Genomic DNA, 22481 nt, shown 5'->3' on the forward strand with positions numbered 1-22481 from the left:
TTTCAGTACTCAGAAGTGAGTAATCTTGGTTACACCCCCAGGGAGGTCACCTGACAAAAAGGGATGATGCTAAGGTAAGGCTCTTTTAGTAAATTAGTGTGCTGACGCAGAAAGTAACTCTTTGTTTTACTTTGTGTTACGCAAGTCGTATCGGCTCTGTCTATACTGTGTGACGTATCGAGCGCTGGTTTACTAAAAGAGTTTAAACATTATCAGGAGAGCATTATGGCTGTTACTAATATCGCTGAACTGAACGCCCTCGTCGAGCGCGTTAAAAAAGCCCAGCGTGAATATGCCAATTTCACCCAAGAACAGGTTGATAAAATCTTCCGCGCGGCCGCACTGGCTGCTGCAGATGCTCGAATCCCTCTCGCTAAAATGGCCGTTGCCGAATCCGGCATGGGTATCGTGGAAGATAAAGTGATTAAAAACCACTTCGCTTCCGAGTATATCTACAACGCCTATAAAGATGAGAAAACCTGTGGCGTGCTGTCCGAAGACGACACCTTCGGTACCATCACCATCGCTGAACCTATCGGCATCATCTGCGGTATCGTTCCGACCACTAACCCAACGTCTACTGCTATCTTCAAATCACTGATTAGCCTGAAGACCCGTAACGCAATCATCTTCTCTCCACATCCACGTGCGAAAGATGCGACTAACAAAGCTGCGGATATCGTCCTTCAGGCGGCGATCGCTGCTGGTGCACCAAAAGATCTGATTGGCTGGATCGACCAACCTTCCGTTGAGCTCTCCAATGCGCTGATGCATCACCCGGACATTAACCTGATCCTGGCGACCGGTGGTCCTGGCATGGTTAAAGCCGCATACAGCTCCGGTAAACCAGCGATCGGTGTTGGCGCCGGTAACACACCTGTTGTTATCGACGAAACCGCTGACATCAAACGTGCCGTTGCGTCTGTACTGATGTCTAAAACCTTCGATAACGGCGTTATCTGTGCATCTGAACAGTCTGTTGTTGTTGTCGATTCCGTGTACGACGCTGTTCGTGAACGTTTCGCCAGCCACGGCGGCTACCTGCTGCAGGGCAAAGAGCTGAAAGCGGTTCAGGACATTATCCTGAAAAATGGCGCATTGAACGCCGCTATCGTAGGTCAGCCGGCTTACAAAATTGCTGAGCTGGCAGGCTTTACCGTTCCGGCAACCACCAAAATCCTGATCGGTGAAGTGAAAGTTGTCGACGAAAGCGAGCCGTTTGCACATGAAAAACTGTCCCCAACGCTTGCCATGTACCGTGCGAAAGATTTCGAAGACGCGGTAGAGAAAGCCGAGAAACTGGTTGCCATGGGCGGTATCGGTCACACGTCTTGTCTGTACACCGACCAGGACAACCAGCCAGAACGCGTTGCTCACTTCGGTCAGATGATGAAAACTGCACGTATCCTGATTAACACCCCTGCTTCTCAGGGTGGTATCGGTGACCTGTACAACTTCAAACTCGCACCTTCCCTGACTCTGGGTTGTGGTTCCTGGGGTGGTAACTCCATCTCTGAAAACGTTGGTCCAAAACACCTGATCAACAAGAAAACCGTTGCTAAGCGAGCTGAAAACATGTTGTGGCACAAACTTCCGAAATCTATCTACTTCCGCCGTGGCTCACTGCCAATCGCGCTGGATGAAGTGATTACTGATGGCCACAAACGTGCGCTCATCGTGACTGACCGTTTCCTGTTCAACAACGGCTACGCTGACCAGATCACCTCTGTGCTGAAAGCGGCCGGCGTTGAAACTGAAGTGTTCTTTGAAGTTGAAGCTGACCCTACCCTGAGCGTTGTGCGTAAAGGTGCTGAGCTGGCTAACTCCTTCAAACCAGATGTGATTATTGCACTGGGTGGTGGTTCCCCAATGGACGCCGCGAAAATCATGTGGGTCATGTACGAGCATCCTGAAACCCACTTCGAAGAACTGGCGCTGCGCTTTATGGATATCCGTAAACGTATCTACAAGTTCCCGAAAATGGGCGTAAAAGCCAAAATGATCGCGGTAACCACTACTTCCGGTACCGGTTCAGAAGTTACACCATTTGCGGTAGTAACAGACGATGCGACAGGTCAGAAATACCCGCTGGCTGACTACGCGCTGACCCCAGACATGGCTATCGTTGATGCAAACCTGGTCATGGAAATGCCTAAGTCACTGTGTGCGTTCGGTGGTCTGGATGCGGTAACTCACGCCCTGGAAGCCTACGTTTCTGTACTGGCATCTGAGTTCTCTGACGGTCAGGCTCTGCAGGCTCTGAAACTGCTGAAAGAAAACCTGCCAGCGTCCTACAATGAAGGGTCTAAAAACCCGGTAGCACGTGAACGCGTTCACAGTGCAGCAACCATCGCAGGTATCGCGTTTGCCAACGCCTTCCTGGGTGTTTGCCACTCAATGGCGCACAAACTGGGCTCACAGTTCCACATTCCTCACGGTCTGGCGAACGCCCTGTTGATCAGCAACGTTATCCGTTATAACGCTAACGACAACCCAACTAAACAGACTGCTTTCAGCCAGTACGACCGTCCACAAGCACGTCGTCGCTATGCTGAAATCGCTGACCACCTTGGTCTGAGCGCACCGGGCGACCGTACTGCTGCGAAGATTGAGAAACTGCTGGCATGGCTGGAAAGCCTGAAAGCTGAGCTGGGTATTCCTAAATCTATCCGTGAAGCAGGCGTTCAGGAAGCTGACTTCCTCGCTCATGTAGATAAGCTGTCTGAAGATGCCTTCGATGACCAGTGTACTGGTGCTAACCCGCGCTACCCACTGATCTCCGAGCTGAAACAGATTCTGCTGGATACCTACTATGGTCGTGAGTTCAAAGAAGGTGATGTTGCCGCTGTGAAAACAGAAGTTCCTGTCATCAAAGCTGACAAGAAAGCGAAGAAAAGCGCTTAATTGACAGCAGCAGATGAAAAACCCGCCTTATTGGCGGGTTTTTTTATGTCTGAATAACAAGACTGACATTATTTTCTGTTGTCGTGCTGAATCGCCGTCAGCGAGCCTACAGACAACGCTTCTTTATAATGCTTACGGCAGACCGAAACATAGCGTTCATTACCGCCTATCACCACCTGCTCACCATCTGCATAAGGTTTACCAGCCTGGTCAAGACGAAGCACCATACTGGCTTTACGACCGCAGAAGCAGATTGTTTTCAATTCAACAAGTTTATCCGACCAGGCGAGTAAGTACTGGCTCCCGGCAAAGAGCTCACCGCGAAAATCCGTGCGCAGACCGTAACAAAGAACGGGGATATCAAGCTCATCGACCACTTCTGACAGGGCATATACCTGTTCACGCGTCAGAAACTGGCTCTCATCGACCAGGACACAGTGAATCGGCTGTGCAGCATGTTCTGCATGAATGTCTTCAAACAGATCGGTTTTCGGGTTAAAAAGCCTCGCAGGCGACGAGAGTCCTATTCTTGAGCTCACCTTCCCTGCACCAAAGCGATCGTCAATTTCAGCCGTATAAACAACGGTACGCATCCCGCGCTCCTGGTAATTGTACGAGGATTGCAGCAACGCGGTGGATTTCCCGGCATTCATTGCCGAATAGTAGAAATAAAGTTGTGCCATTGGCCGTAAAACCCTAATCAATGTGTAATATTCCCGATGAGTCATTGTACCATATTTTGTCTGGTCATCAGCGATGTAGCACACAGGGGAAGCGTTTCAGCGCGGAGTTTACAACCTTCTTTTTATGAAAATAGCCCGTTAAAACATGTAGTAAACACCCTCTCCTCGGCCAATATGTTATATGTTCAGCAAAACATAACACTGCTTTTTATAGTGGAATCCCCGTTCATTAAAATTCACTATTTATTAACTATTTCAGTCTTAACATCACGGAGGGGAACTAATACAAAAGGCTGATATTTCTCCGCCGCAACTATAATTCCTGCGGGAAATGTCACAAAAAAAAGACACAATCGACCGGGTTAAGCAGCTTCCGGTGATAACAACCGAGACTGCCGGGCGGTGAAATTTAAGTTAGCGTAATTAATAATAGCGCCATTATTTAGTATTTTTTGAATTCCTTACATTCCTGGCTATTGCACAACTGAATTTATGGCTCTATTATTAGGTCAACAAACCACCCCCCATTATAAGTTTGAGATTACTACAATGAGCGAAGCACTTAAAATTCTGAACAACATCCGTACTCTTCGTGCGCAGGCAAGAGAATGCACCCTCGAAACGCTTGAAGAAATGCTGGAAAAATTAGAAGTTGTAGTTAATGAACGTCGTGAAGAAGAAAGCGCTGCTGCGGCTGAAATCGAAGAGCGTACTCGTAAACTGCAGCAATATCGTGAAATGCTGATTGCTGATGGTATCGATCCAAATGAATTGCTGAACAGCATGGCTGCCGCTAAAACCGGTACTAAAGCCAAGCGTGCGGCACGTCCTGCTAAATATAGCTACGTTGACGAGAACGGCGAAACTAAAACCTGGACTGGCCAGGGTCGTACTCCTGCTGTAATCAAGAAAGCGATGGATGAGCAGGGTAAACAGCTGGACGACTTCCTGATCAAGGATTAATCGAGCCATATTCAGAAAAATCCCGCATATTGCGGGATTTTTTTTAACCTAAATTTGTCGCATACATCCTCTTACACTCTGTCATAAAGCATTATTTAGCAATTTCATCGACTGTACTTTCAGACAGGTTTTTGGGAGTGTTATGGGCATAAAAAAACCGGTGGGCAATGCCTCACCGGTTTCGAACATTTACAACCGTGGCTTATTTCTTAATACCTACGCTCTCTTTGAGCCAGGTTTTAAATTCTTCACCAAGGGTATTGTGGCGGATACCATATTCAACAAATGCCTGCATATAACCGAGCTTATTACCGCAGTCATGGCTCTTACCTTTCATATGGTAGGCCTCAACGGTCTCTTTCTCGATCAGCATATCGATGGCATCCGTCAGCTGGATCTCATCACCCGCGCCTGGAGGCGTTTTAGCCAGCAGAGGCCAGATTTCAGCACTCAGGACATAGCGACCTACAACGGCAAGGTTTGAAGGCGCTACGTCGGCTTTAGGCTTCTCTACGACACCAACCATTGGCACACTTTCGCCCGGCTCAAGGTTAACGCCTTTGCAGTCAACCACACCGTATGCCGTTACGTCTTCAACAGGCTCAACCATAATCTGGCTACTGCCGGTTTCGTCGAAACGTTTGATCATTTCGGCCAGGTTATCCTGAGAAAGATCGGATTCGTATTCGTCCAGAATTACGTCAGGCAGAATTACCGCTACAGGCTCATCACCTACAACAGGATGCGCGCACATAACAGCGTGGCCCAGACCTTTAGCCAGGCCCTGACGAACCTGCATAATGGTGACGTGTGGAGGGCAAATAGATTGAACTTCTTCTAAGAGCTGACGCTTAACACGCTTTTCCAGCATGGCTTCAAGTTCAAAGCTTGTATCGAAATGGTTTTCGATAGAGTTTTTAGATGAATGCGTAACCAGCACAATTTCAGTGATGCCGGCTGCGATACATTCATTAACGACATACTGGATTAATGGCTTATCAACCAGAGGCAGCATCTCTTTAGGAATCGCCTTAGTTGCTGGTAACATCCTAGTCCCCAATCCCGCTACCGGGATAACGGCCTTTCTGACTTTCGAATTTAGGGCAGCCATTCAAATTCTCCTGAGCTGTTCAAGTTTTGAACTTTTATGCAATAAATAACGCGTTGAGTATATCAGCCTCGCCCCGCAGTCCGGGTCTGAAAAGAACGCGTTGCCGATCAATTAGGACAAATACGCATGAATCTGGGCAGCGATAGTAGCACTCCCCGTAAAACACAGGTAAAGCAATCTTAAAATTAAGATCCAATTGCTTATTCCGTGGACAACATTAAGCGTAGCCGTCCCCCGGCGCCCCAAATTTGGCACTGCCAGGAGGAACAGCGGTGGCTAATTTGATTAAGATAAGCCGTTCCCAATGTCCCAAGCGGCACGCCGTTACTCACCTGAATATGATGTTCACCGGTATTCAGTGAAGCGTTGAGACCTGCTGAGACGAGGATCAGATTTTTTAAACCGCTGTGGTAATAGCCGACCAGCAGCGGGAACTGTCCGGGTAAATTGGCCTGACGAAAAAGCTGGTTTACTTGTTTGAGTAAACTGCCTAACTCCGGTAGCCGTTGTCCCTGATGCGATAACTGTTCCTGCAACAAACCATTAAATAGCGCGCGAAGAAGTAACGCGGCTAATACACCGTTATCCCCTGCCCGGGTGACATCCAGAGAATAAAACGCAAGGTCGGTATCAGATAAAGGTGCGATATCCAGCACCAGTCCGGGCTGGTCAGCCGCCACCAGCTGGCGATAATTTACGCGACAGTGTGAAATAGTTTGCTGTACAGGCGGCTGGAGCTCTTGCAATAGTTTCGCCGCAGCAGGCGGATTACTCACCAGGGCATCCCAGTCCTGGAAAAGACGTTCCTCTTCCTCTACCCGGGAATTAAACATATTGGGATAAAGGCACGCCAGGACCGTTTCACGCAGCCGGTTCAGATCCTTGACCGGTTTAAGCAGAATATCCTGGACGCCAAGACGTAATGCTTTGGCAATATCCGCCATATTCTCTGTGGCCGAGATCACCAGAATCGGCGTCTGGTTACCTTCGTTACGCAGATGTTCAACCAGCTTCAGTCCATTCATGCGCGGCATCGCTATGTCGCAAATCATCAAATCGGGCGTAATGCCGATCATTTTTTCCAGGGCGTCGATGCCATCTTCTGCCAGTGACGTCATTGCGCCCAGCGAGGATAACCACGAATCCAGTAGCGATCGGAAAACGGGCTCGTCTTCAACAATCAAAATGTGTTTTCCGGCCAATGGCTGCGTCATGGTTCCTCCCCTGGCTGACAGTAACTAAATAGTGGCATGCGATCGGCACTATCGCCTGTCAGATTTTGCTGAAGTAGTCAAAAAAAGGTGCTTAACGTGCGGTCTGCACAAAAGGCAACAATTCGTCTATTTTCTTTTCGACGGCTAACGAGCCCGCTGCGATGGCGGCCTCAGCCCGATGGAAATCAAGAGTAGAGATTTGCGGACAGTACGGCTGAATAAGGATATCCGGAGGGTCGCCTGCCATACGGTTACGTTTAAGGCGATTCTCGAGTACCTGTATTGACGTGGTCATGATTTCTATCGCCGTCGGCGCGGTAACCGAGCGTCGCGCGGCCATACGCCCGATTCTGCCGCGCAGGCGCTCGTGCCAGGCAAGTTTCTCGCCCTCAGCATCTTCTCTCTGCAGATTGACCGGCATGAGATCCTGTTGCATCAGGTGGGCATCGTGCTGCAGATCGACGGCAATTACGATATCCGCCCCCATTGCACGGGTCAGAGAGATGGGAACCGGGTTAACGACGCCGCCATCGACAAGCCAGTAACCGTTGTGTGGGACAGGCGCCATGAGCCCCGGCATACTGCAGGAGGCGCGCACGGCAAGATGGATATCCCCTTCGGTTAGCCAAAGTTCGCGTCCTGTACTGAGGTTCGTCGCGACGGCGCCGAAAGGCATCTGACAATCAGTGAAGTCTTCAAGAGGCATAACCTGGCGGAACTGGTTAAAAACGCGTTCGCCGCGCAACAGTCCACCACGCTGCCAGGAGAGGTCCATCAGACGCAGCACGTCCCAGTAGCTGAAGGAACGCACCCAAGTCTCGAGTTCCGTAAGCTTTCCGCACGCGTAAGCGGATCCGACAAGCGATCCGATTGAACATCCTGCGACAATATCTACGTCAATGCCCATCTTGTTTAAGGCATTAATCACGCCGATGTGTGACCATCCCCGGGCTGCACCTGAGCCCAGCGCCAGTCCAATTTTAACCTTTCTCATTAGCCCTGTTTTACTTCCCCTGGATTCCTGACATAGCGTCAACGCAACAGCTCAGTTAACATAGTGCTACCCGAAGCGTTTTACGCCTTTATTTTTTGTTCCAGGAAGAGAATCGTGTCTCAACTCTGCCCTTGTGGTAGCGCTCTGGAGTATAGCCTATGTTGCCAGCGATATCTGTCTGGCGATCAGGTTGCACCAGACCCGTCACACCTCATGCGTTCACGTTACACCGCTTTTGTGATCAAAGACGCAGACTACCTGATTAAAACCTGGCATCCCTCCTGCCACGCTGCCGAATTCAGAAAGGACATCGAAGCCGGCTTCGCGAACACGCAGTGGCTCGGCCTCACCGTCTATGAATCCTCAACTGGCAGTCATGTTGATGAAGGTTACGTCAGCTTTGTAGCCCGTTTTAACGAGAATAATAAACCGGGGGCCATTATCGAACGTTCCCGGTTCTTAAAGGAAAGCGGGCAGTGGTATTATATTGACGGAACGCGCCCACAGTTTGGTCGTAACGATCCTTGCCCGTGTGGTTCAGGTAAAAAATTTAAAAAGTGTTGCGGGCAGTAATGCCTGACAACCCAGACTTCGCAAATACAAACAGGATTTCCCGGCGATGCAATCATTACAACGTAAAGTTCTGCGCACCATCTGTCCCGATCAAAAAGGGCTGATCGCACGAATTACCAACATTTGCTATAAACATGAACTGAATATCGTGCAGAACAACGAGTTCGTTGACCACCGTACCGGCCGCTTCTTTATGCGTACCGAACTGGAAGGTATTTTCAACGACACCACTCTGCTGGCCGATCTGGACAGCGCGCTTCCGGAGGGTTCCGTGCGCGAACTGACCCCAGCCGGTCGACGCCGCATCGTGATCCTGGTGACCAAAGAAGCACACTGTCTTGGCGACCTGCTGATGAAAGCAAACTACGGCGGTCTGGACGTCGAAATTGCTGCCGTTATTGGCAACCACGAGACGCTGCGCACGCTGGTCGAACGCTTTGATATTCCGTTCGAGCTGGTCAGCCACGAAGGCCATACGCGTGAAGAACACGACGATTTGATGGCCCAGGCCATTGAAGCGCATAACCCGGACTACGTGGTGCTGGCGAAATACATGCGCGTGTTAACGCCATCTTTCGTGGCGCGTTTCCCGAACAAGATCATCAACATTCACCACTCGTTCCTGCCGGCCTTTATTGGTGCGCGTCCATACCACCAGGCGTACGAGCGTGGCGTTAAGATTATTGGCGCGACAGCCCACTACGTGAATGACAACCTGGACGAAGGTCCCATCATCATGCAGGACGTGATTCATGTGGATCACACTTACACCGCTGAGGACATGATGCGTGCAGGGCGTGACGTTGAGAAGAATGTGTTAAGCCGCGCGCTGTATCAGGTGCTGGCCCAGCGTGTCTTCGTTTACGGCAACAGAACCATCATTCTTTAATCTTTCGGAAAATGAATTGATTAGCTTTGCGCCTTTACGGATAAAAAGCAGGCAAACAGCTTCATTTCCCTAAAGGAATGCTTTACAGGGGCGTCTCATTTGATATGATGCGCCCCGCTTCCAGCAGGAAGCAGGCCAGTAAAAAAGCATTACCCCGTGGTGGGGTTCCCGAGCGGCCAAAGGGAGCAGACTGTAAATCTGCCGTCATCGACTTCGAAGGTTCGAATCCTTCCCCCACCACCATCACTTTCAAACGACACTTAACATTCTGCTCGCACCGTGCATCATGTATTTCCGCAAGGGGAAGGATGAGAAGCTTCGACTAAGGTTCGATTCGAGCGCAGCTAGAAAGCGTTGCCGCAGGCAACGACCCGAAGGGCGAGGCGCAACGCGCCGAGTAATCCTTCCCCCACCACCATCACTTCCAGCAACATCCCAAGTCATATTAAAACCAAACACTCAACCGAATCCGCCTCTGTAGGCCGGGTAAGGCGCAGCCGCCACCCGGCGAAAAAGGGCTACATCGGCGGCAAACGACGCCTGACCGGTGAACTTTTCACAATCGACGTATTACACTGGGCATGTTCCGCCAGCCCATCCAGCAGCGCATCAAGCTGTTCGATTGACCTCACCACCAGCCTAATCACAAAACAATCTTCCCCGGTCACCTTGTCGCTCTCAATACACTCCGGCATCGCCTGAATGTACTTATCCACCTTATGCAACAGACCCGGTAAGGGGCGAACCCGTACCAGCGCCTGCAGCGTATACCCCAGCGCCGCCAGGTTCACCCGTGCACCATAACCCTCAATCACACCGCGCTCTTCCAGCCTTTTAAGACGTTCTGCCGTGCTGGGAGACGTCAGACCGATACGGCCGCTGAGCACCTTCAACGACATGCGCGCATCCTCAACCAGGCAGGCTAAAATTTGTCGGTCGATATCATCAAGAAGGTAATCCATCGCTTTCACCTAATTTTAAAAAGCCATTACTGCATTTCACCTTATCTCATCCCTGTAAAACCCGACAGCGATTTTCGACAATAACGTCATTACTCAGGAGGTGGATGATGCGTGATTTACATAAAGGCGTCTGGCAAATGAGCCTGGCGATGTTAATTTCCGGCTCTATCGGTGCGTTTGTTTTGCTCAGCGGCCTGCCGGTGACGGAAGTGGTGTTCTGGCGCTGTCTTATCGGGGCAATGGCACTTTTTATTTTTATCCGGGTGAGTCAAAAGCCCTTTAGCCCCCTCACCCGCACCACGCTGATGCTGGCTATTCTCGGCGGCGTAGCGCTCGTGGTGAACTGGCTGCTGCTCTTCGCGGCCTATGAACGGATCTCGATTGGTCTTTCGACCGTGGTCTATAACACCCAGCCGTTTATGCTGGTCCTGATGGGGATGTTTTTAGGCGAGCGCGTCAGCCTGGTGAAATGGGGCTGGCTGTTCCTCGCCTTTGGCGGCGTGGTGATCCTGCTCTCCAGCGAGCTGACCGGCGCGCATGGCAGTGAATGGCTCGCCGGAATCGGCCTGGCAATGGCCGCGGCCTTCTTCTACGCGCTGACGGCAATCATTGCACGCAAGCTGAAAACAATCGCGCCGCAGCATATTGCCTTTATCCAGGTGCTGACGGGCGTCGTGATGCTTTTGCCGTTTGCCAGCATGCCGTCATTTACCGGTGATTTTCCCTGGCCTACCCTGCTGACGCTGGGCATCGTCCATACCGGCATTATGTACCAGCTGCTCTACAGCGCAATTCAGAAGCTGCCGACGCCCATAACCGGCTCCCTGTCGTTTATCTATCCGGTGGTGGCGATCGTTGTCGATAATCTGGTGTTCGGACACTCGCTGAACCTGACGCAGCTCGCGGGCGGCGCGCTGATCCTTTTTGCTGCAGCGGGCAACAACCTGGGCTGGGGCGAAAAAAAACCCCGCGAGTGCGGGGTTGGCATCAAAACGGCGAATTAGCGACGGGCGCGCACAATCTGGTATTTGCGCGTCAGGTACTCTACCGGCGCGCTCCAGATGTGGACCAGGCGGGAGAACGGGAACAGCACAAACAGCGTCATTCCCAGCACCAGGTGAACGCGGAAGATAAACGCCACGCCGACCAGGTGCTCAGACGCTCCGCCGTGGAAGGTCACCACGGACTGCGCCCAGCCGACCAGCTTCATCATTTCGCTGCCGTCCATATGCTGTGCCGAGAACGGAATGGTCAGCAGGCCCAGCGCACACTGCACCATCAGCAGGGAGAGGATCAGAATATCCGCGGCGGTCGTGGTCGCACGCACGCGCGGGCTGAACAGGCGACGTTTCAGCAGCAGCAGGCCACCGACTAAGGTCATCACCCCGCAGGCACCGCCGGCGATCATCGCCATCTTCTGCTTCACCTCAATCGGTAGCCATGCTTCATACATCCAGTGCGGCGTCAGCATCCCCAGGAAGTGACCGGCAAAAATCCCCAAAATACCGATGTGGAACAGGTTAGACGCGACGTGCATCCCTTTGCGATCCAGCATCTGGCTGGAGGCAGCACGCCAGGTGTACTGGCCGTAGTCATAGCGCAGCCAGCTTCCCACCAGGAACACGGTGCCCGCGATATACGGGTAAATGTCAAAGAAGAACATATTCAGGAAGTGCATTAGTGCCGTCCTCCGTTAGAGATATTCAAATATTGCGGGGCAACCGCGCCGGCAAAACGACGCTGGTGAGCGGAGATTTCAGACTCGCCGCAGTTCTGGTCAGCAAAGAATTTCACCTGCTCTTCTTCCCAGACCGCATCCAGCGCTTGTGGAGTATCGTCCCGTGCTTCATCCGCGATTTTCTCCGCCACTTTTTCACTGTCGACCGAGGCGTTGGCCAGCTTCACCAGCAGATCGAACAGCACCGCATAGCGGCTCTCGCGCTGCTGAAGGCGCGCGCCGAGCAGCGCCAGGATCGGCGCGATGTCCTGCAGACCACCCAGCGCCTCCTCTTTCGGCAGCTGCGCCAGATACTCCAGATAGAGCGGCAGATGGTCCGGCAGCTCGCGGCTGTCGAGCTGCAGGCCGTGCTGTTCGTACTGGGCCATCAGGTCCACCATCGCCTGACCGCGGTCGCGGGATTCACCGTGAACGTGTTCAAACAGCAGCAACGAGGTTGCGCGCCCCCGATCAAACAGCTGGCTGTAGTCCGCCTGGGCATCCAGAAGGTCGCGCGCCAGCAGATCGCGGAGGAAAACGCCAAGCCGCTGGGCATCGTCTTTATCCAGGTTTTCAGATGACGCGAGCGCGTCAAAGAGCTCCTGCTGATGCTGCGCAAGCGCAGCATCCGGGTACTCGAGCAGACGCGAAACAATGACAAGTTCAATCATGAGTGCGGCTCCGTTTTACTGGTCACATCCATGGCGTCGATGCGGCGGCTGTTGAACAGGTTGAATTTACTGTCTGACCCGTGGCAACCGTCGCCAAATGTAAAGCCACAGCCATTTTTTTCCGGGAAGGCTTCGCGGGCCAGCTCTCGGTGGCTGCTCGGCACCACGAAACGGTCTTCGTAGTTGGCAATCGCCAGATAGCGGTACATCTCCTGCGCCTGCGCTTCGGTCAGGCCGACCTCTTCCAGCGCGCGGGTATCGGTTACGCCATCCACGGTTTCGGCACGCTTGAAGTGGCGCATTGCCAGCATACGCTTCAGCGCCAGCAGTACCGGCTGGGTATCACCGGCGGTCAGCAGGTTGGCCAGGTACTGAACCGGGATACGCAGGCTTTCCACGTCCGGCAGAATGCCGTTACTGCCCAGTTCGCCCGCGTCAGCCGCAGACTGAATCGGCGACAGCGGCGGCACGTACCAGACCATCGGCAAGGTGCGGTATTCCGGATGCAGCGGCAGGGCCAGCTTCCAGTCCATCGCCATTTTGTACACCGGAGACTGCTGCGCCGCGTCAATCACGCTCTGCGGAATGCCGTCCTTCAGGGCCTGCTCAATGACCTTCGGATCGTTCGGATCGAGGAACACGTCCAGCTGACGCTGATACAGATCTTTCTCGTTCTCGGTGCTCGCGGCGTTTTCAATCGCGTCCGCGTCGTACAGCAGCACGCCGAGGTAGCGAATACGGCCTACGCAGCTTTCGGAACAGACGGTTGGCATCCCGGCTTCAATACGCGGGTAGCAGAAGATGCACTTCTCTGACTTGCCGCTCTTCCAGTTGAAGTAGATCTTTTTGTACGGGCAGCCGGTGATGCACATACGCCAGCCGCGACACTTGTCCTGGTCGATCAGCACGATACCGTCTTCTTCACGCTTGTAGATCGCGCCGCTCGGGCAGGTCGCCACGCACGCCGGGTTGAGGCAGTGCTCGCACAGGCGCGGCAGATACATCATGAAGGTGTTTTCGAACTGGCCGTACATCGCCTTCTGCATATTCTCGAAGTTCTGGTCTTTGGCGCGTTTCTCGAACTCGCCGCCCAGAATCTCTTCCCAGTTTGGACCGCTGGTGATCTTGTCCATGCGCTGACCGGTGATCAGCGAGCGAGGACGGGCAATCGGCTGGTGTTTGCTTTCCGGCGCGTTGTGCAGGTTCTGGTAGTCGTAATCAAACGGCTCGTAGTAATCGTCGATGCCCGGCAGGTGCGGGTTGGCGAAGATTTTTCCCAGAAGCCAAGCGCGGTTGCCCATGCGCGGCTGCAGCTTGCCGTTGATTTTACGGATCCAGCCGCCCTTCCACTTCTCCTGGTTTTCCCAGTCGGTCGGGAAGCCGGTGCCCGGTTTACTTTCCACGTTGTTGAACCAGGCGTATTCCATACCTTCGCGGCTGGTCCAGACGTTTTTACAGGTGACCGAGCAGGTATGGCAGCCGATGCATTTATCCAGATTCAGCACCATGCCGACTTGTGAACGAATTTTCATTTTACGCTCTCCTGTACCTGGTCATTACCTTCGCCGTCTAACCAGTTAATGTTCTTCATCTTACGTACCACCACGAACTCATCGCGGTTCGATCCTACGGTGCCGTAGTAGTTAAAGCCGTAGGCCAGCTGTGCATAACCACCGATCATGTGGGTCGGCTTAGGCGTAATGCGGGTCACGGAGTTGTGGATCCCGCCGCGCTGCTCGGTAATTTCTGACCCCGGCAGGTTAACGATACGTTCCTGCGCGTGGTACATCATGGTCATCCCGGCCGGTACGCGCTGGCTCACCACCGCACGCGCCGTCAGGGCACCGTTGCTGTTGAACACTTCGATCCAGTCGTTATCTTCAATACCCAGGTCTTTGGCGTCCGTTTCGCTCATCCAGACAATCGGACCGCCGCGCGACAGGGTCAGCATCAGCAGGTTGTCGCTGTAGGTGGAGTGGATACCCCACTTCTGATGCGGCGTCAGGAAGTTCAGCGCCTTCTCAGGGTTACCGTTCGATTTCGCGCCCATCACCGCTTTCACGGAGCGGGTGTCGATTGGCGGGCGGTAAACCAGCAGGCTTTCACCGAAGTCGCGCATCCACTGGTGATCCTGATACAGCGACTGACGGCCTGACAGGGTGCGCCATGGGATCAGCTCGTGAACGTTGGTATAACCCGCGTTATAGGACACGTGCTCATCTTCCAGGCCTGACCAGGTCGGGCTGGAGATAATCTTGCGCGGCTGGGCCTGAATATCGCGGAAGCGGATTTTCTCTTCCTCTTTATTCGTCGCCAGGTGCGTATGGTCGCGACCGGTGAACTCGCTCAGTGCCGCCCAGGCCTTCACGGCAACGTGGCCGTTGGTTTCCGGTGCCAGGGTCAGGATCATCTCCGCCGCATCAATTGCCGTATTGAGCATTGGCTGGCCTTTCGCCGGGCCGTCCGCTTTGGTGTAGTTGAGCTTGCGCAGCAGGTCCATTTCGCTCTGGGTGTTCCAGGCGATCCCTTTCCCGCCGTTACCGATTTTCTCCATCAGTGGGCCGATAGAGGTAAAGCGCTCGTACGTTGCCGGGTAGTCACGTTCAACCGGAATAATGTGCGGCGCGGTCACGCCCGGGATCAGGTCGCATTCGCCTTTTTTCCAGTCCTTCACGTCCAGCGGCTGCGCCAGTTCGGCGGCAGAGTCGTGCTGGATTGGCAGCGTCACCACGTCGGTCTCTTTGCCCAGGTGACCTACGCAGACTTCGGAGAATTTCTTCGCGATGTCTTTGTAGATCTCCCAGTCGCTTTTCGATTCCCACGCCGGGTCAACGGCGGCAGACAGCGGATGAATAAACGGATGCATATCCGAGGTATTCATGTCGTCTTTTTCGTACCAGGTCGCGGTTGGCAGCACGATGTCGGAGTACAGGCAGGTGCTGGACAGACGGAAGTCGAGGGTCACCACCAGATCCAGCTTGCCGTCGAGACCGTTGTCTTTCCACTCCACCTCTTCCGGCTTCACGCCGCCCTGCTTGCCGAGATCTTTCCCCTGGATACCGTTTTCAGTACCGAGCAGGTACTTCAGCATGTACTCGTGGCCTTTACCGGACGAGCCCAGCAGGTTGGAGCGCCAGATGAACAGGTTGCGCGGGTGGTTTTTACCGTTCTCCGGCTGTTCCGCCGCGAAGCGGATTGAGCCATCCTTCAGCGATTGCACGGTGTAATCCACCGGTGACATACCCGCCTGCTTCGCCGCTTCCGCAATGCGCAGCGGGTTAGTGCCCAGCTGCGGTGCCGACGGCAGCCAGCCCATGCGTTCAGCACGCACGTTGAAGTCAATAAGGTGGCCGCTGTAGCGGGATTTATCCGCCATCGGCGAGAGCAGTTCCTGCGCGGTGACCGTCTCGTAGCGCCACTGGCTGGAGTGGTTATAGAAGTAAGAGGTGCTGTTCATGTGGCGTGCAGGACGCTGCCAGTCAAGTGCAAACGCCAGAGGCTGCCAGCCGGTCTGCGGACGCAGTTTCTCCTGGCCAACGTAGTGCGCCCAGCCGCCGCCGCTCTGACCGACGCAGCCGCAGAAGATCAGCATGTTGATCAGTCCACGGTAGTTCATATCGAGGTGATACCAGTGGTTCAGACCGGCACCGACGATGATCATCGAACGGCCGTGCGTTTTGTCCGCGTTTTCTGCGAACTCGCGTGCGATACGGGTAATGTGCGCGCGAGGAACTCCGGTGATCTGTTCCGCCCAGGCCGGGGTGTAGGCCTTCACGTCGTCATAGCCGGTTGCGCAGTTTTCATCGCCCAGGCCGCGCTCCAGACCGTAGTTCGCCATGGTCAGGTCATAGACGGTGGTGACCAGCGCGGTAGAGCCGTCGGCAAGCTGCAGGCGTTTCACCGGCAGCTTGTGCATCAGTACGTTTTTCAGTTCAACCTTGTTGAAGTGCTCGGAACCTTCGCCGCCGAAGTACGGGAACCCGACCTCGGCGATCTCGTCCTGGCTACCCAGCATGCTGAGGCGCAGCTCAGTCTCTTCGCCGGTGGTGCCGTTACGTTGCTCAAGGTTCCACTTGCCCTTCTCGCCCCAGCGGAAGCCGATAGAGCCGTTTGGCGCCACCAGCTCGCCGTTGCTGTTATAGGCAACGGTTTTCCACTCTGGGTTATTTTCCTGACCCAGCGCGTCCACCAGATCGGCAGCACGCAGCGTACGCCCTGCGGCATAGTAGCCGTCACGCTCTTCCAGCATGACCAGCATTGGCATGTCGGTGTAGCGGCGGACGTAGTCGGTGAAGTACTGGCTTGGCTTATCAAGATGGAATTCGCGCAGCATGACGTGGCCCATCGCCATCGCCATCGCGGCATCGGTACCCTGTTTCGGTGCCAGCCACAGATCGCAGAGCTTGGCGATTTCCGCGTAGTCAGGGGTTACCGCCACGGTTTTGGTGCCTTTGTAACGGACTTCGGTAAAGAAGTGCGCATCCGGCGTACGCGTCTGCGGCACGTTAGAGCCCCAGGCGATGATGTAGCTGGAGTTGTACCAGTCGGCGGATTCCGGCACGTCGGTCTGCTCGCCCCAGGTCTGCGGAGACGCTGGCGGCAGGTCGCAGTACCAGTCGTAGAAGCTCAGGCAGGTACCGCCGATAAGTGACAGATAGCGCGCGCCGGAAGCGTAAGAGACCATCGACATCGCCGGGATCGGCGAAAAGCCCGCCACGCGGTCAGGACCGTAGGTTTTCACGGTGTAGACGTTGGAGGCGGCAATCAGCTCGTTCACTTCTTTCCATGAGGAACGCACAAAGCCGCCGCGGCCTCGGGCCTGCTTGAAGCTTTTCGCTTTATCCGCGTCTTCAATGATGGAGGCCCAGGCATCAACCGGATCGCTGTGCTGCGCTTTCGCTTCACGCCACATTTTCATCAGACGCTTGCGCATCAGCGGATATTTCAGACGGTTAGCGCTGTAGAGATACCAGGAGTAGCTGGCGCCACGCGGGCAGCCACGCGGTTCATGGTTTGGCATATCCGGGCGGGTGCGCGGGTAGTCGGTCTGCTGCATTTCCCAGGTCACCAGACCATTTTTAACGAAAATCTTCCAGCTGCATGAGCCAGTACAGTTCACGCCGTGGGTCGAACGGACGACTTTGTCATGCTGCCAGCGCTGACGGTAACCGTCTTCCCAGTCCCGGTTGGTATCCAGAACCTGGCCGTGCCCATCGGCAAAAGTTTCACCCTTCTGTTTGAAGTAGCGAAACCGGTCCAAAAATTTGCTCATCGGGTATCTCCTGTATGGAGCCTGTGGCTCTCTAAATCGACATTGCTGATTTGCAGCGAAGGTAACGCCCTGAAAGAGGGGGAGAATTGATAACGATCAAGACGAGGAGGGACTCTCAGGCGAGGGGTTACACCGAATACCACTAAAGCGGTATCTTCAAAAAATCCATATCAATATGAAATACAAGGTTAATTTTATTTCATCGTACAAAAAGCCAGTCGAAATTTAACATCTCAGGTATTAAGGGGTAGACCCACCTGCAAAGCGATGGCGATCGCAGTGCCCCCGCAGGCGTCTGTCGAAAAAGTCGTGAGTATGTTGTAACTATTACTCAGGATAAAAAAACGCGGCCCGAAGGCCGCGTAAACGGATAATCACACTTACTTATTTTTTTTGGTATTACGGCCATATACCAGCCACGTAATCACGACGCAGGCGATATAGAAGACAAGGAAAACTTTCATGGCGCCAGCCGGAGAGCCGGTCAGATCCAGAGAGATACCGAACGCTTTCGGGATAAAGAAGCCGCCAATCGCGCCGATGGCTGAGATAAAGCCCAGCGCCGCAGCCGTATCCGTCGCCGCTTCGCGCATTGCCTGCTCTTCGCTCCCGCCCTGCGCTTTCACGCGATCCATCGTCAGCTTACGGAAGATCACGGAGATCATCTGGAAGGTGGACGCACTCCCCAGCCCCGCCGTCAGGAACAGCACCATAAACACGCCGAAGAAGGCGATGAAGTTACCGCCCCGCCCGTCGGCCGGCATCGTGAGGAACAGCAGCGCGCAGAAGACCGCCATCACGATGAAGTTAACCAGCGTCACGCGGGTACCGCCCAGACGGTCAGACACCATGCCGCCCAGCGAGCGAGCAAGGGCGCCAATAAATGGGCCGAAGAAGGCGAATTGCAGGATCTGCACGTCCGGGAACTGCGTTTTCGACAGCATCGCGAAGCCCGCCGAGAAGCCGATAAACGAACCGAAGGTCGCCAGATACAGCAGCGCCATCACCCAGAGGTGTCCACGCTTCAGCACCGGCAGCTGTTCGCTCAGCGACGCCTTCGACGCGGACAGGTCGTTCATAAAGAACCAGGCTGCGAGGGTGAAGACCACCAGGAAAGGTACCCAGATCCAGGCGGCGTTCTGCAGATAGAGGGAAGAACCATCCGCCTGCTCAACGCCACCGCCGCCAAAGGCCGCAAAAATAGAAACAGAGATCGCCAGCGGGGCAATCAGCTGCATCACGCTCACCCCCATATTGCCCAGACCGCCGTTAATACCCAGCGCGCCGCCCTGCTTCGCTTTCGGGAAGAAGAAGCTGATGTTTGCCATGCTGGAGGCGAAGTTCGCACCCGCAAAACCGCACAGCAGGGAGATAATCACGAACACGCTGAACGGCGTAGAGGTATCCTGCACCGCGAAGCCGAGCCAGACGCAGGGGACGATCATGATGCCCGTACTGAATGCCGTCCAGCGACGGCCGCCAAAGACCGGCACCATAAACGCGTAAGGCACACGCAGCAGCGCGCCTGACAGCGACGGCAGCGCGGTCAGCATAAACAGCTGATCGGTCGTAAACGTAAACCCAACTTTCGGCAGATTGACCGCCACCGCGCTAAACAACATCCATACGCAAAACGCCAATAACAAACACGGCACGGAAATCCAAAGATTCCGGCTTGCTACACGATGGCCGCGCTGTTGCCAGAACGCCGGATCCTCTGGACGCCAGTCTGTAATAACGGCACCATTTTCCCTTTCGGGAGCGGATGAGTGACTCATAGACACCTCTGATTCTCGAATGATGCTGCAAACATTAGGGTTTTAGGGCGGCGGTAAGTTGATATAAATCAAAGGAAAAGTGGGAGGATTTGCGGCGCAAAATAAGGTCTCACCCTTAGTGAGTAGGCTAATTCGGTAAAAAAGACGTGGTTTTTCACGGCACTGACGGTTCCTGGCTACTCCCACCTCCTTGCCCCTACTCCGTTGGCAATTTAGGGGTAATCCTTTATTGGTATGGGTATACTCCAGGGTATGCACCAGAATAGCGCCATTCCTGCAAGCAGGCCACGTCAGGAGCACGCCACCTCTATGTTAAAAAGATGTTTATCTCCGCTGACGCTCGTGAATCAGCTAGCCCTGATTGTTTTGCTGTCCACCGCCATCGGCGTGACCGGCATGGCGATCTCCGGCTGGCTGGTACAGGGAGTACAGGGTAATGCGCATGCCATCAACGAGGCAGGCTCGCTACGCATGCAGAGTTATCGCCTGCTGGCGTCGGTCCCCCTGACGCAGGACGATCGGCCTCTGATTGATGAAATGGAGCGCACGGTCTTCAGCCCCGAGCTGGAAAACGCCGCCATCCGCGCCGGTCAGCAGTCCCAGCTTAACGCCCTTCAGGGTTACTGGCACACCCAGCTGCAGCCCGGGCTGAAACAGGCTCGCAGCACGGAAACCGTTGCGCAGGACGTTGCGGGGTTCGTCTCACGTATTGATGCGCTGGTCTCCGCTTTTGACCAGACGACCGAATTACGCATCGACCGGGTGGTGATGGTGCACCGCGCAATGGCGCTGTTTATGGGGCTGCTGCTGATCTTCACCATCGTCTGGCTCCGCGCGCGGCTGCTGAACCCGTGGAAACAGCTGCTGGCGATGGCCCGCGCGGTGACCGCACGCGATTTTACCCAGCGCACGCACATCAGCGGGCGCAACGAGATGGCCATGCTTGGCCAGGCGCTCAACACCATGTCGGCAGAGCTCTCCGAGAGCTACGCGGTACTGGAACAGCGCGTTCAGGAAAAAACGGCGGGACTGGAGCAGAAAAACGAGATCCTCTCCTTCCTGTGGCAAGCCAACCGCCGTCTGCACATGCAGGTGCCGCTATGCGAGCGCCTCTCTCCGGTGCTGAACGGCCTGCAAAATCTGACCCTGCTGCACGACCTTGAGCTGCGCGTCTACGACGTGGAAGACGAAGATAACCATCAGGAATTTACCTGCCAGTCGGATATTTCGTGCGATGACAAAGGCTGCCATCTTTGCCCTCGCGGCCTGCCGCCGCTGACGTCCGGCGGCACCACCCTGAAGTGGCGCCTGACCGACAGCCACACTCAGTACGGTATTCTGCTGGCAACGCTGCCAGCCGGGCGTCACCTGAGCCACGACCAGCAGCAGCTGGTTGATACGCTGGTCGAACAGCTAACGGCCACGCTGGCGCTCGACAGGCATCAGGAAAAGCAGCAGCAGCTGATCGTCATGGAAGAGCGCGCGACCATCGCCCGCGAGCTTCACGACTCGATCGCCCAGTCGCTCTCCTGTATGAAAATGCAGGTGAGCTGCCTGCAGATGCAGGATGCAGAGATGCCGGAAAGCAATAAGCAGCTGCTTAGCCAGATCCGCAACGAGCTGAACACCTCCTGGGTGCAGCTTCGCGAGCTGCTGACCACCTTCCGCCTGCAGCTGACCGAGCCGGGCCTGCGCCCGGCGCTGGAGGCCAGCTGTCACGAATTTAGCGCCCGGCTGGGGTTCCCGGTGAAGCTTGACTACCAGCTGCCGCCGCGGTTTGTCCCCTCCCATCAGGCCATACATTTACTGCAGATCGCCCGTGAAGCGCTGAGCAACGTGCTCAAGCACTCCGGCGCGACGGCGGTAACGGTCACCGTCAGCCAGCACAACAACCAGGTGAAGCTTACGGTTCACGACAACGGCCGCGGCGTGCCGGAAAATGCCGAACGCACTAACCACTATGGTTTAATTATTATGCGAGACCGCGCCCAAAGCCTGCGCGGTGATTGCCAGGTTCGCCGGAGAGAGACGGGCGGCACGGAAGTTGTCGTCACCTTTATTCCCGAGAAACCGCTTACAACTGCTCAAGGAGAAACCCATGACTAATCAGGAACCGGCATCCATCCTGTTGATCGACGACCATCCGATGCTGCGTACTGGCGTAAAACAGCTGGTCAGCATGGCACCCGATATCACCGTGGTTGGCGAAGCCAGCAACGGCGAACAGGGCATTGAGCTTGCCGAATCCCTCGATCCCGATCTGATCCTGCTCGATCTGAATATGCCCGGCATGAACGGTCTGGAGACCCTCGACAAGCTGCGGGAAAAATCGCTTTCCGGGCGCATCGTCGTCTTTAGCGTCTCGAACCATGAAGAGGATGTGGTCACGGCGCTGAAGCGCGGGGCGGATGGTTATCTGCTCAAAGACATGGAGCCGGAAGACTTGCTTAAGGCGCTGCAGCAGGCTGCGGCGGGCGAGATGGTTCTCAGCGAAGCCTTAACGCCGGTGCTGGCCGCCAGCCTGCGCGCCAACCGCGCCACCTCTGACCGCGACGTCAGCCAGCTAACGCCGCGCGAGCGCGACATTCTCAAGCTCATTGCCCAGGGGTTGCCGAATAAAATGATCGCCCGTCGTCTGGACATCACGGAAAGTACGGTCAAAGTGCACGTGAAGCATATGCTGAAGAAAATGAAGCTCAAATCCCGCGTCGAAGCCGCGGTGTGGGTGCATCAGGAACGCATTTTTTAAG

17 protein-coding genes, 1 tRNA gene and 1 other RNA gene are annotated in these 22481 nt (G+C 54.7%); 9 read left to right on the forward strand and 10 right to left on the reverse strand.

All coding sequences use genetic code 11. The annotated features are described in order from the left end of the window. Positions 1 to 225: 225 nt before the first annotated feature. On the forward strand, positions 226 to 2904 hold the full coding sequence (gene adhE, locus AB3N39_RS11815) for a bifunctional acetaldehyde-CoA/alcohol dehydrogenase (RefSeq protein WP_059446810.1): 2679 nt from the start codon (positions 226 to 228) through the stop codon (positions 2902 to 2904). 68 nt (positions 2905 to 2972) lie between these two features. Here adhE and tdk read toward each other — a convergent pair whose 3' ends face one another. After that, positions 2973 to 3587, reverse strand: coding sequence for a thymidine kinase (gene tdk / locus AB3N39_RS11820; protein ID WP_111965933.1), 615 nt, complete (start codon positions 3585 to 3587; stop codon positions 2973 to 2975). Between the two features lie 549 nt (positions 3588 to 4136). Here tdk and hns point away from each other — a divergent pair. After that, a complete protein-coding gene (hns, locus tag AB3N39_RS11825) occupies positions 4137 to 4550 on the forward strand; it encodes a histone-like nucleoid-structuring protein H-NS (RefSeq protein WP_008502781.1) in 414 nt (137 codons plus the stop codon). Positions 4551 to 4752: 202 nt separating this feature from the next. Here hns and galU read toward each other — a convergent pair whose 3' ends face one another. From galU to rssA, 3 genes are all read right to left on the reverse strand, one after another. Continuing rightward, entirely contained in the window at positions 4753 to 5661 is a 909-nt protein-coding gene (gene galU, locus AB3N39_RS11830; RefSeq protein WP_008502780.1) for a UTP--glucose-1-phosphate uridylyltransferase GalU, read from the reverse strand. Positions 5662 to 5861: 200 nt separating this feature from the next. Then, positions 5862 to 6875: a two-component system response regulator RssB gene (gene rssB / locus AB3N39_RS11835; RefSeq protein ID WP_127731313.1), complete on the reverse strand. Its 1014-nt coding sequence runs from the start codon at positions 6873 to 6875 to the stop codon at positions 5862 to 5864. A gap of 91 nt (positions 6876 to 6966) precedes the next feature. Next, positions 6967 to 7869 carry a patatin-like phospholipase RssA gene (gene rssA / locus AB3N39_RS11840; RefSeq protein WP_133294612.1) on the reverse strand — a complete coding sequence of 301 codons (903 nt, stop codon included), beginning with the start codon at positions 7867 to 7869 and terminating at the stop codon, positions 6967 to 6969. A 114-nt stretch (positions 7870 to 7983) separates the two neighbouring features. On the opposite strand from rssA, the gene AB3N39_RS11845 reads away from it, so the two are divergent. From AB3N39_RS11845 to AB3N39_RS11860, 4 genes are all read left to right on the forward strand, one after another. Continuing rightward, a complete protein-coding gene (locus AB3N39_RS11845; protein ID WP_111965930.1) occupies positions 7984 to 8442 on the forward strand; it encodes a YchJ family protein in 459 nt (152 codons plus the stop codon). A 46-nt stretch (positions 8443 to 8488) separates the two neighbouring features. Then, the gene (gene purU / locus AB3N39_RS11850) at positions 8489 to 9331 is read left to right on the forward strand and encodes a formyltetrahydrofolate deformylase (protein WP_023312104.1); all 843 of its coding nucleotides are present in this window, start codon (positions 8489 to 8491) and stop codon (positions 9329 to 9331) included. Between the two features lie 158 nt (positions 9332 to 9489). Further along, positions 9490 to 9574, forward strand: a tRNA-Tyr gene (locus tag AB3N39_RS11855). A gap of 44 nt (positions 9575 to 9618) precedes the next feature. Then, a non-coding RNA gene (locus AB3N39_RS11860) (RtT sRNA) lies at positions 9619 to 9749 on the forward strand. A 100-nt stretch (positions 9750 to 9849) separates the two neighbouring features. On the opposite strand, the gene AB3N39_RS11865 is transcribed toward AB3N39_RS11860, so the two are convergent. Continuing rightward, complete coding sequence (locus AB3N39_RS11865; protein WP_115876078.1) at positions 9850 to 10293, reverse strand: Lrp/AsnC family transcriptional regulator; 444 nt, start codon at positions 10291 to 10293, stop codon at positions 9850 to 9852. Positions 10294 to 10400: 107 nt separating this feature from the next. Between AB3N39_RS11865 and AB3N39_RS11870 the strand changes: the two genes are divergently transcribed. Further along, complete coding sequence (locus AB3N39_RS11870) at positions 10401 to 11297, forward strand: DMT family transporter (RefSeq protein WP_143345728.1); 897 nt, start codon at positions 10401 to 10403, stop codon at positions 11295 to 11297. On the opposite strand, the gene narI is transcribed toward AB3N39_RS11870, so the two are convergent. The 5 genes from narI to AB3N39_RS11895 form a co-directional block, all read right to left on the reverse strand. Continuing rightward, entirely contained in the window at positions 11294 to 11971 is a 678-nt protein-coding gene (gene narI / locus AB3N39_RS11875; RefSeq protein WP_367896750.1) for a respiratory nitrate reductase subunit gamma, read from the reverse strand. The two genes, AB3N39_RS11870 and narI, sit on opposite strands and share 4 nt — an antisense overlap. Next, on the reverse strand, positions 11971 to 12681 hold the full coding sequence (narJ, locus tag AB3N39_RS11880; protein ID WP_047741766.1) for a nitrate reductase molybdenum cofactor assembly chaperone: 711 nt from the start codon (positions 12679 to 12681) through the stop codon (positions 11971 to 11973). Before narJ ends, narI begins: the two co-directional genes overlap by 1 nt. Continuing rightward, on the reverse strand, positions 12678 to 14213 hold the full coding sequence (narH, locus tag AB3N39_RS11885) for a nitrate reductase subunit beta (RefSeq protein WP_115875464.1): 1536 nt from the start codon (positions 14211 to 14213) through the stop codon (positions 12678 to 12680). Before narH ends, narJ begins: the two co-directional genes overlap by 4 nt. After that, a complete protein-coding gene (locus tag AB3N39_RS11890; protein WP_367896751.1) occupies positions 14210 to 17953 on the reverse strand; it encodes a nitrate reductase subunit alpha in 3744 nt (1247 codons plus the stop codon). The genes narH and AB3N39_RS11890 overlap by 4 nt, the downstream gene beginning before the upstream one ends. Positions 17954 to 18333: 380 nt before the next feature. Beyond that, positions 18334 to 19731 carry a NarK family nitrate/nitrite MFS transporter gene (locus AB3N39_RS11895; RefSeq protein ID WP_367896752.1) on the reverse strand — a complete coding sequence of 466 codons (1398 nt, stop codon included), beginning with the start codon at positions 19729 to 19731 and terminating at the stop codon, positions 18334 to 18336. Positions 19732 to 20040: 309 nt separating this feature from the next. Between AB3N39_RS11895 and narX the strand changes: the two genes are divergently transcribed. Together narX and narL are read left to right on the forward strand one after the other, a co-directional pair. Continuing rightward, positions 20041 to 21837: a nitrate/nitrite two-component system sensor histidine kinase NarX gene (narX, locus tag AB3N39_RS11900; RefSeq protein WP_143345221.1), complete on the forward strand. Its 1797-nt coding sequence runs from the start codon at positions 20041 to 20043 to the stop codon at positions 21835 to 21837. Further along, positions 21830 to 22480, forward strand: a complete 651-nt coding sequence (narL, locus tag AB3N39_RS11905) for a two-component system response regulator NarL (protein ID WP_008499531.1) — start codon at positions 21830 to 21832, stop codon at positions 22478 to 22480. The genes narX and narL overlap by 8 nt, the downstream gene beginning before the upstream one ends. Position 22481: the final 1 nt, after the last annotated feature.

This window comes from Enterobacter vonholyi (assembly GCF_040834095.1).
Taxonomy (GTDB): Bacteria; Pseudomonadota; Gammaproteobacteria; order Enterobacterales; family Enterobacteriaceae; genus Enterobacter; species Enterobacter vonholyi.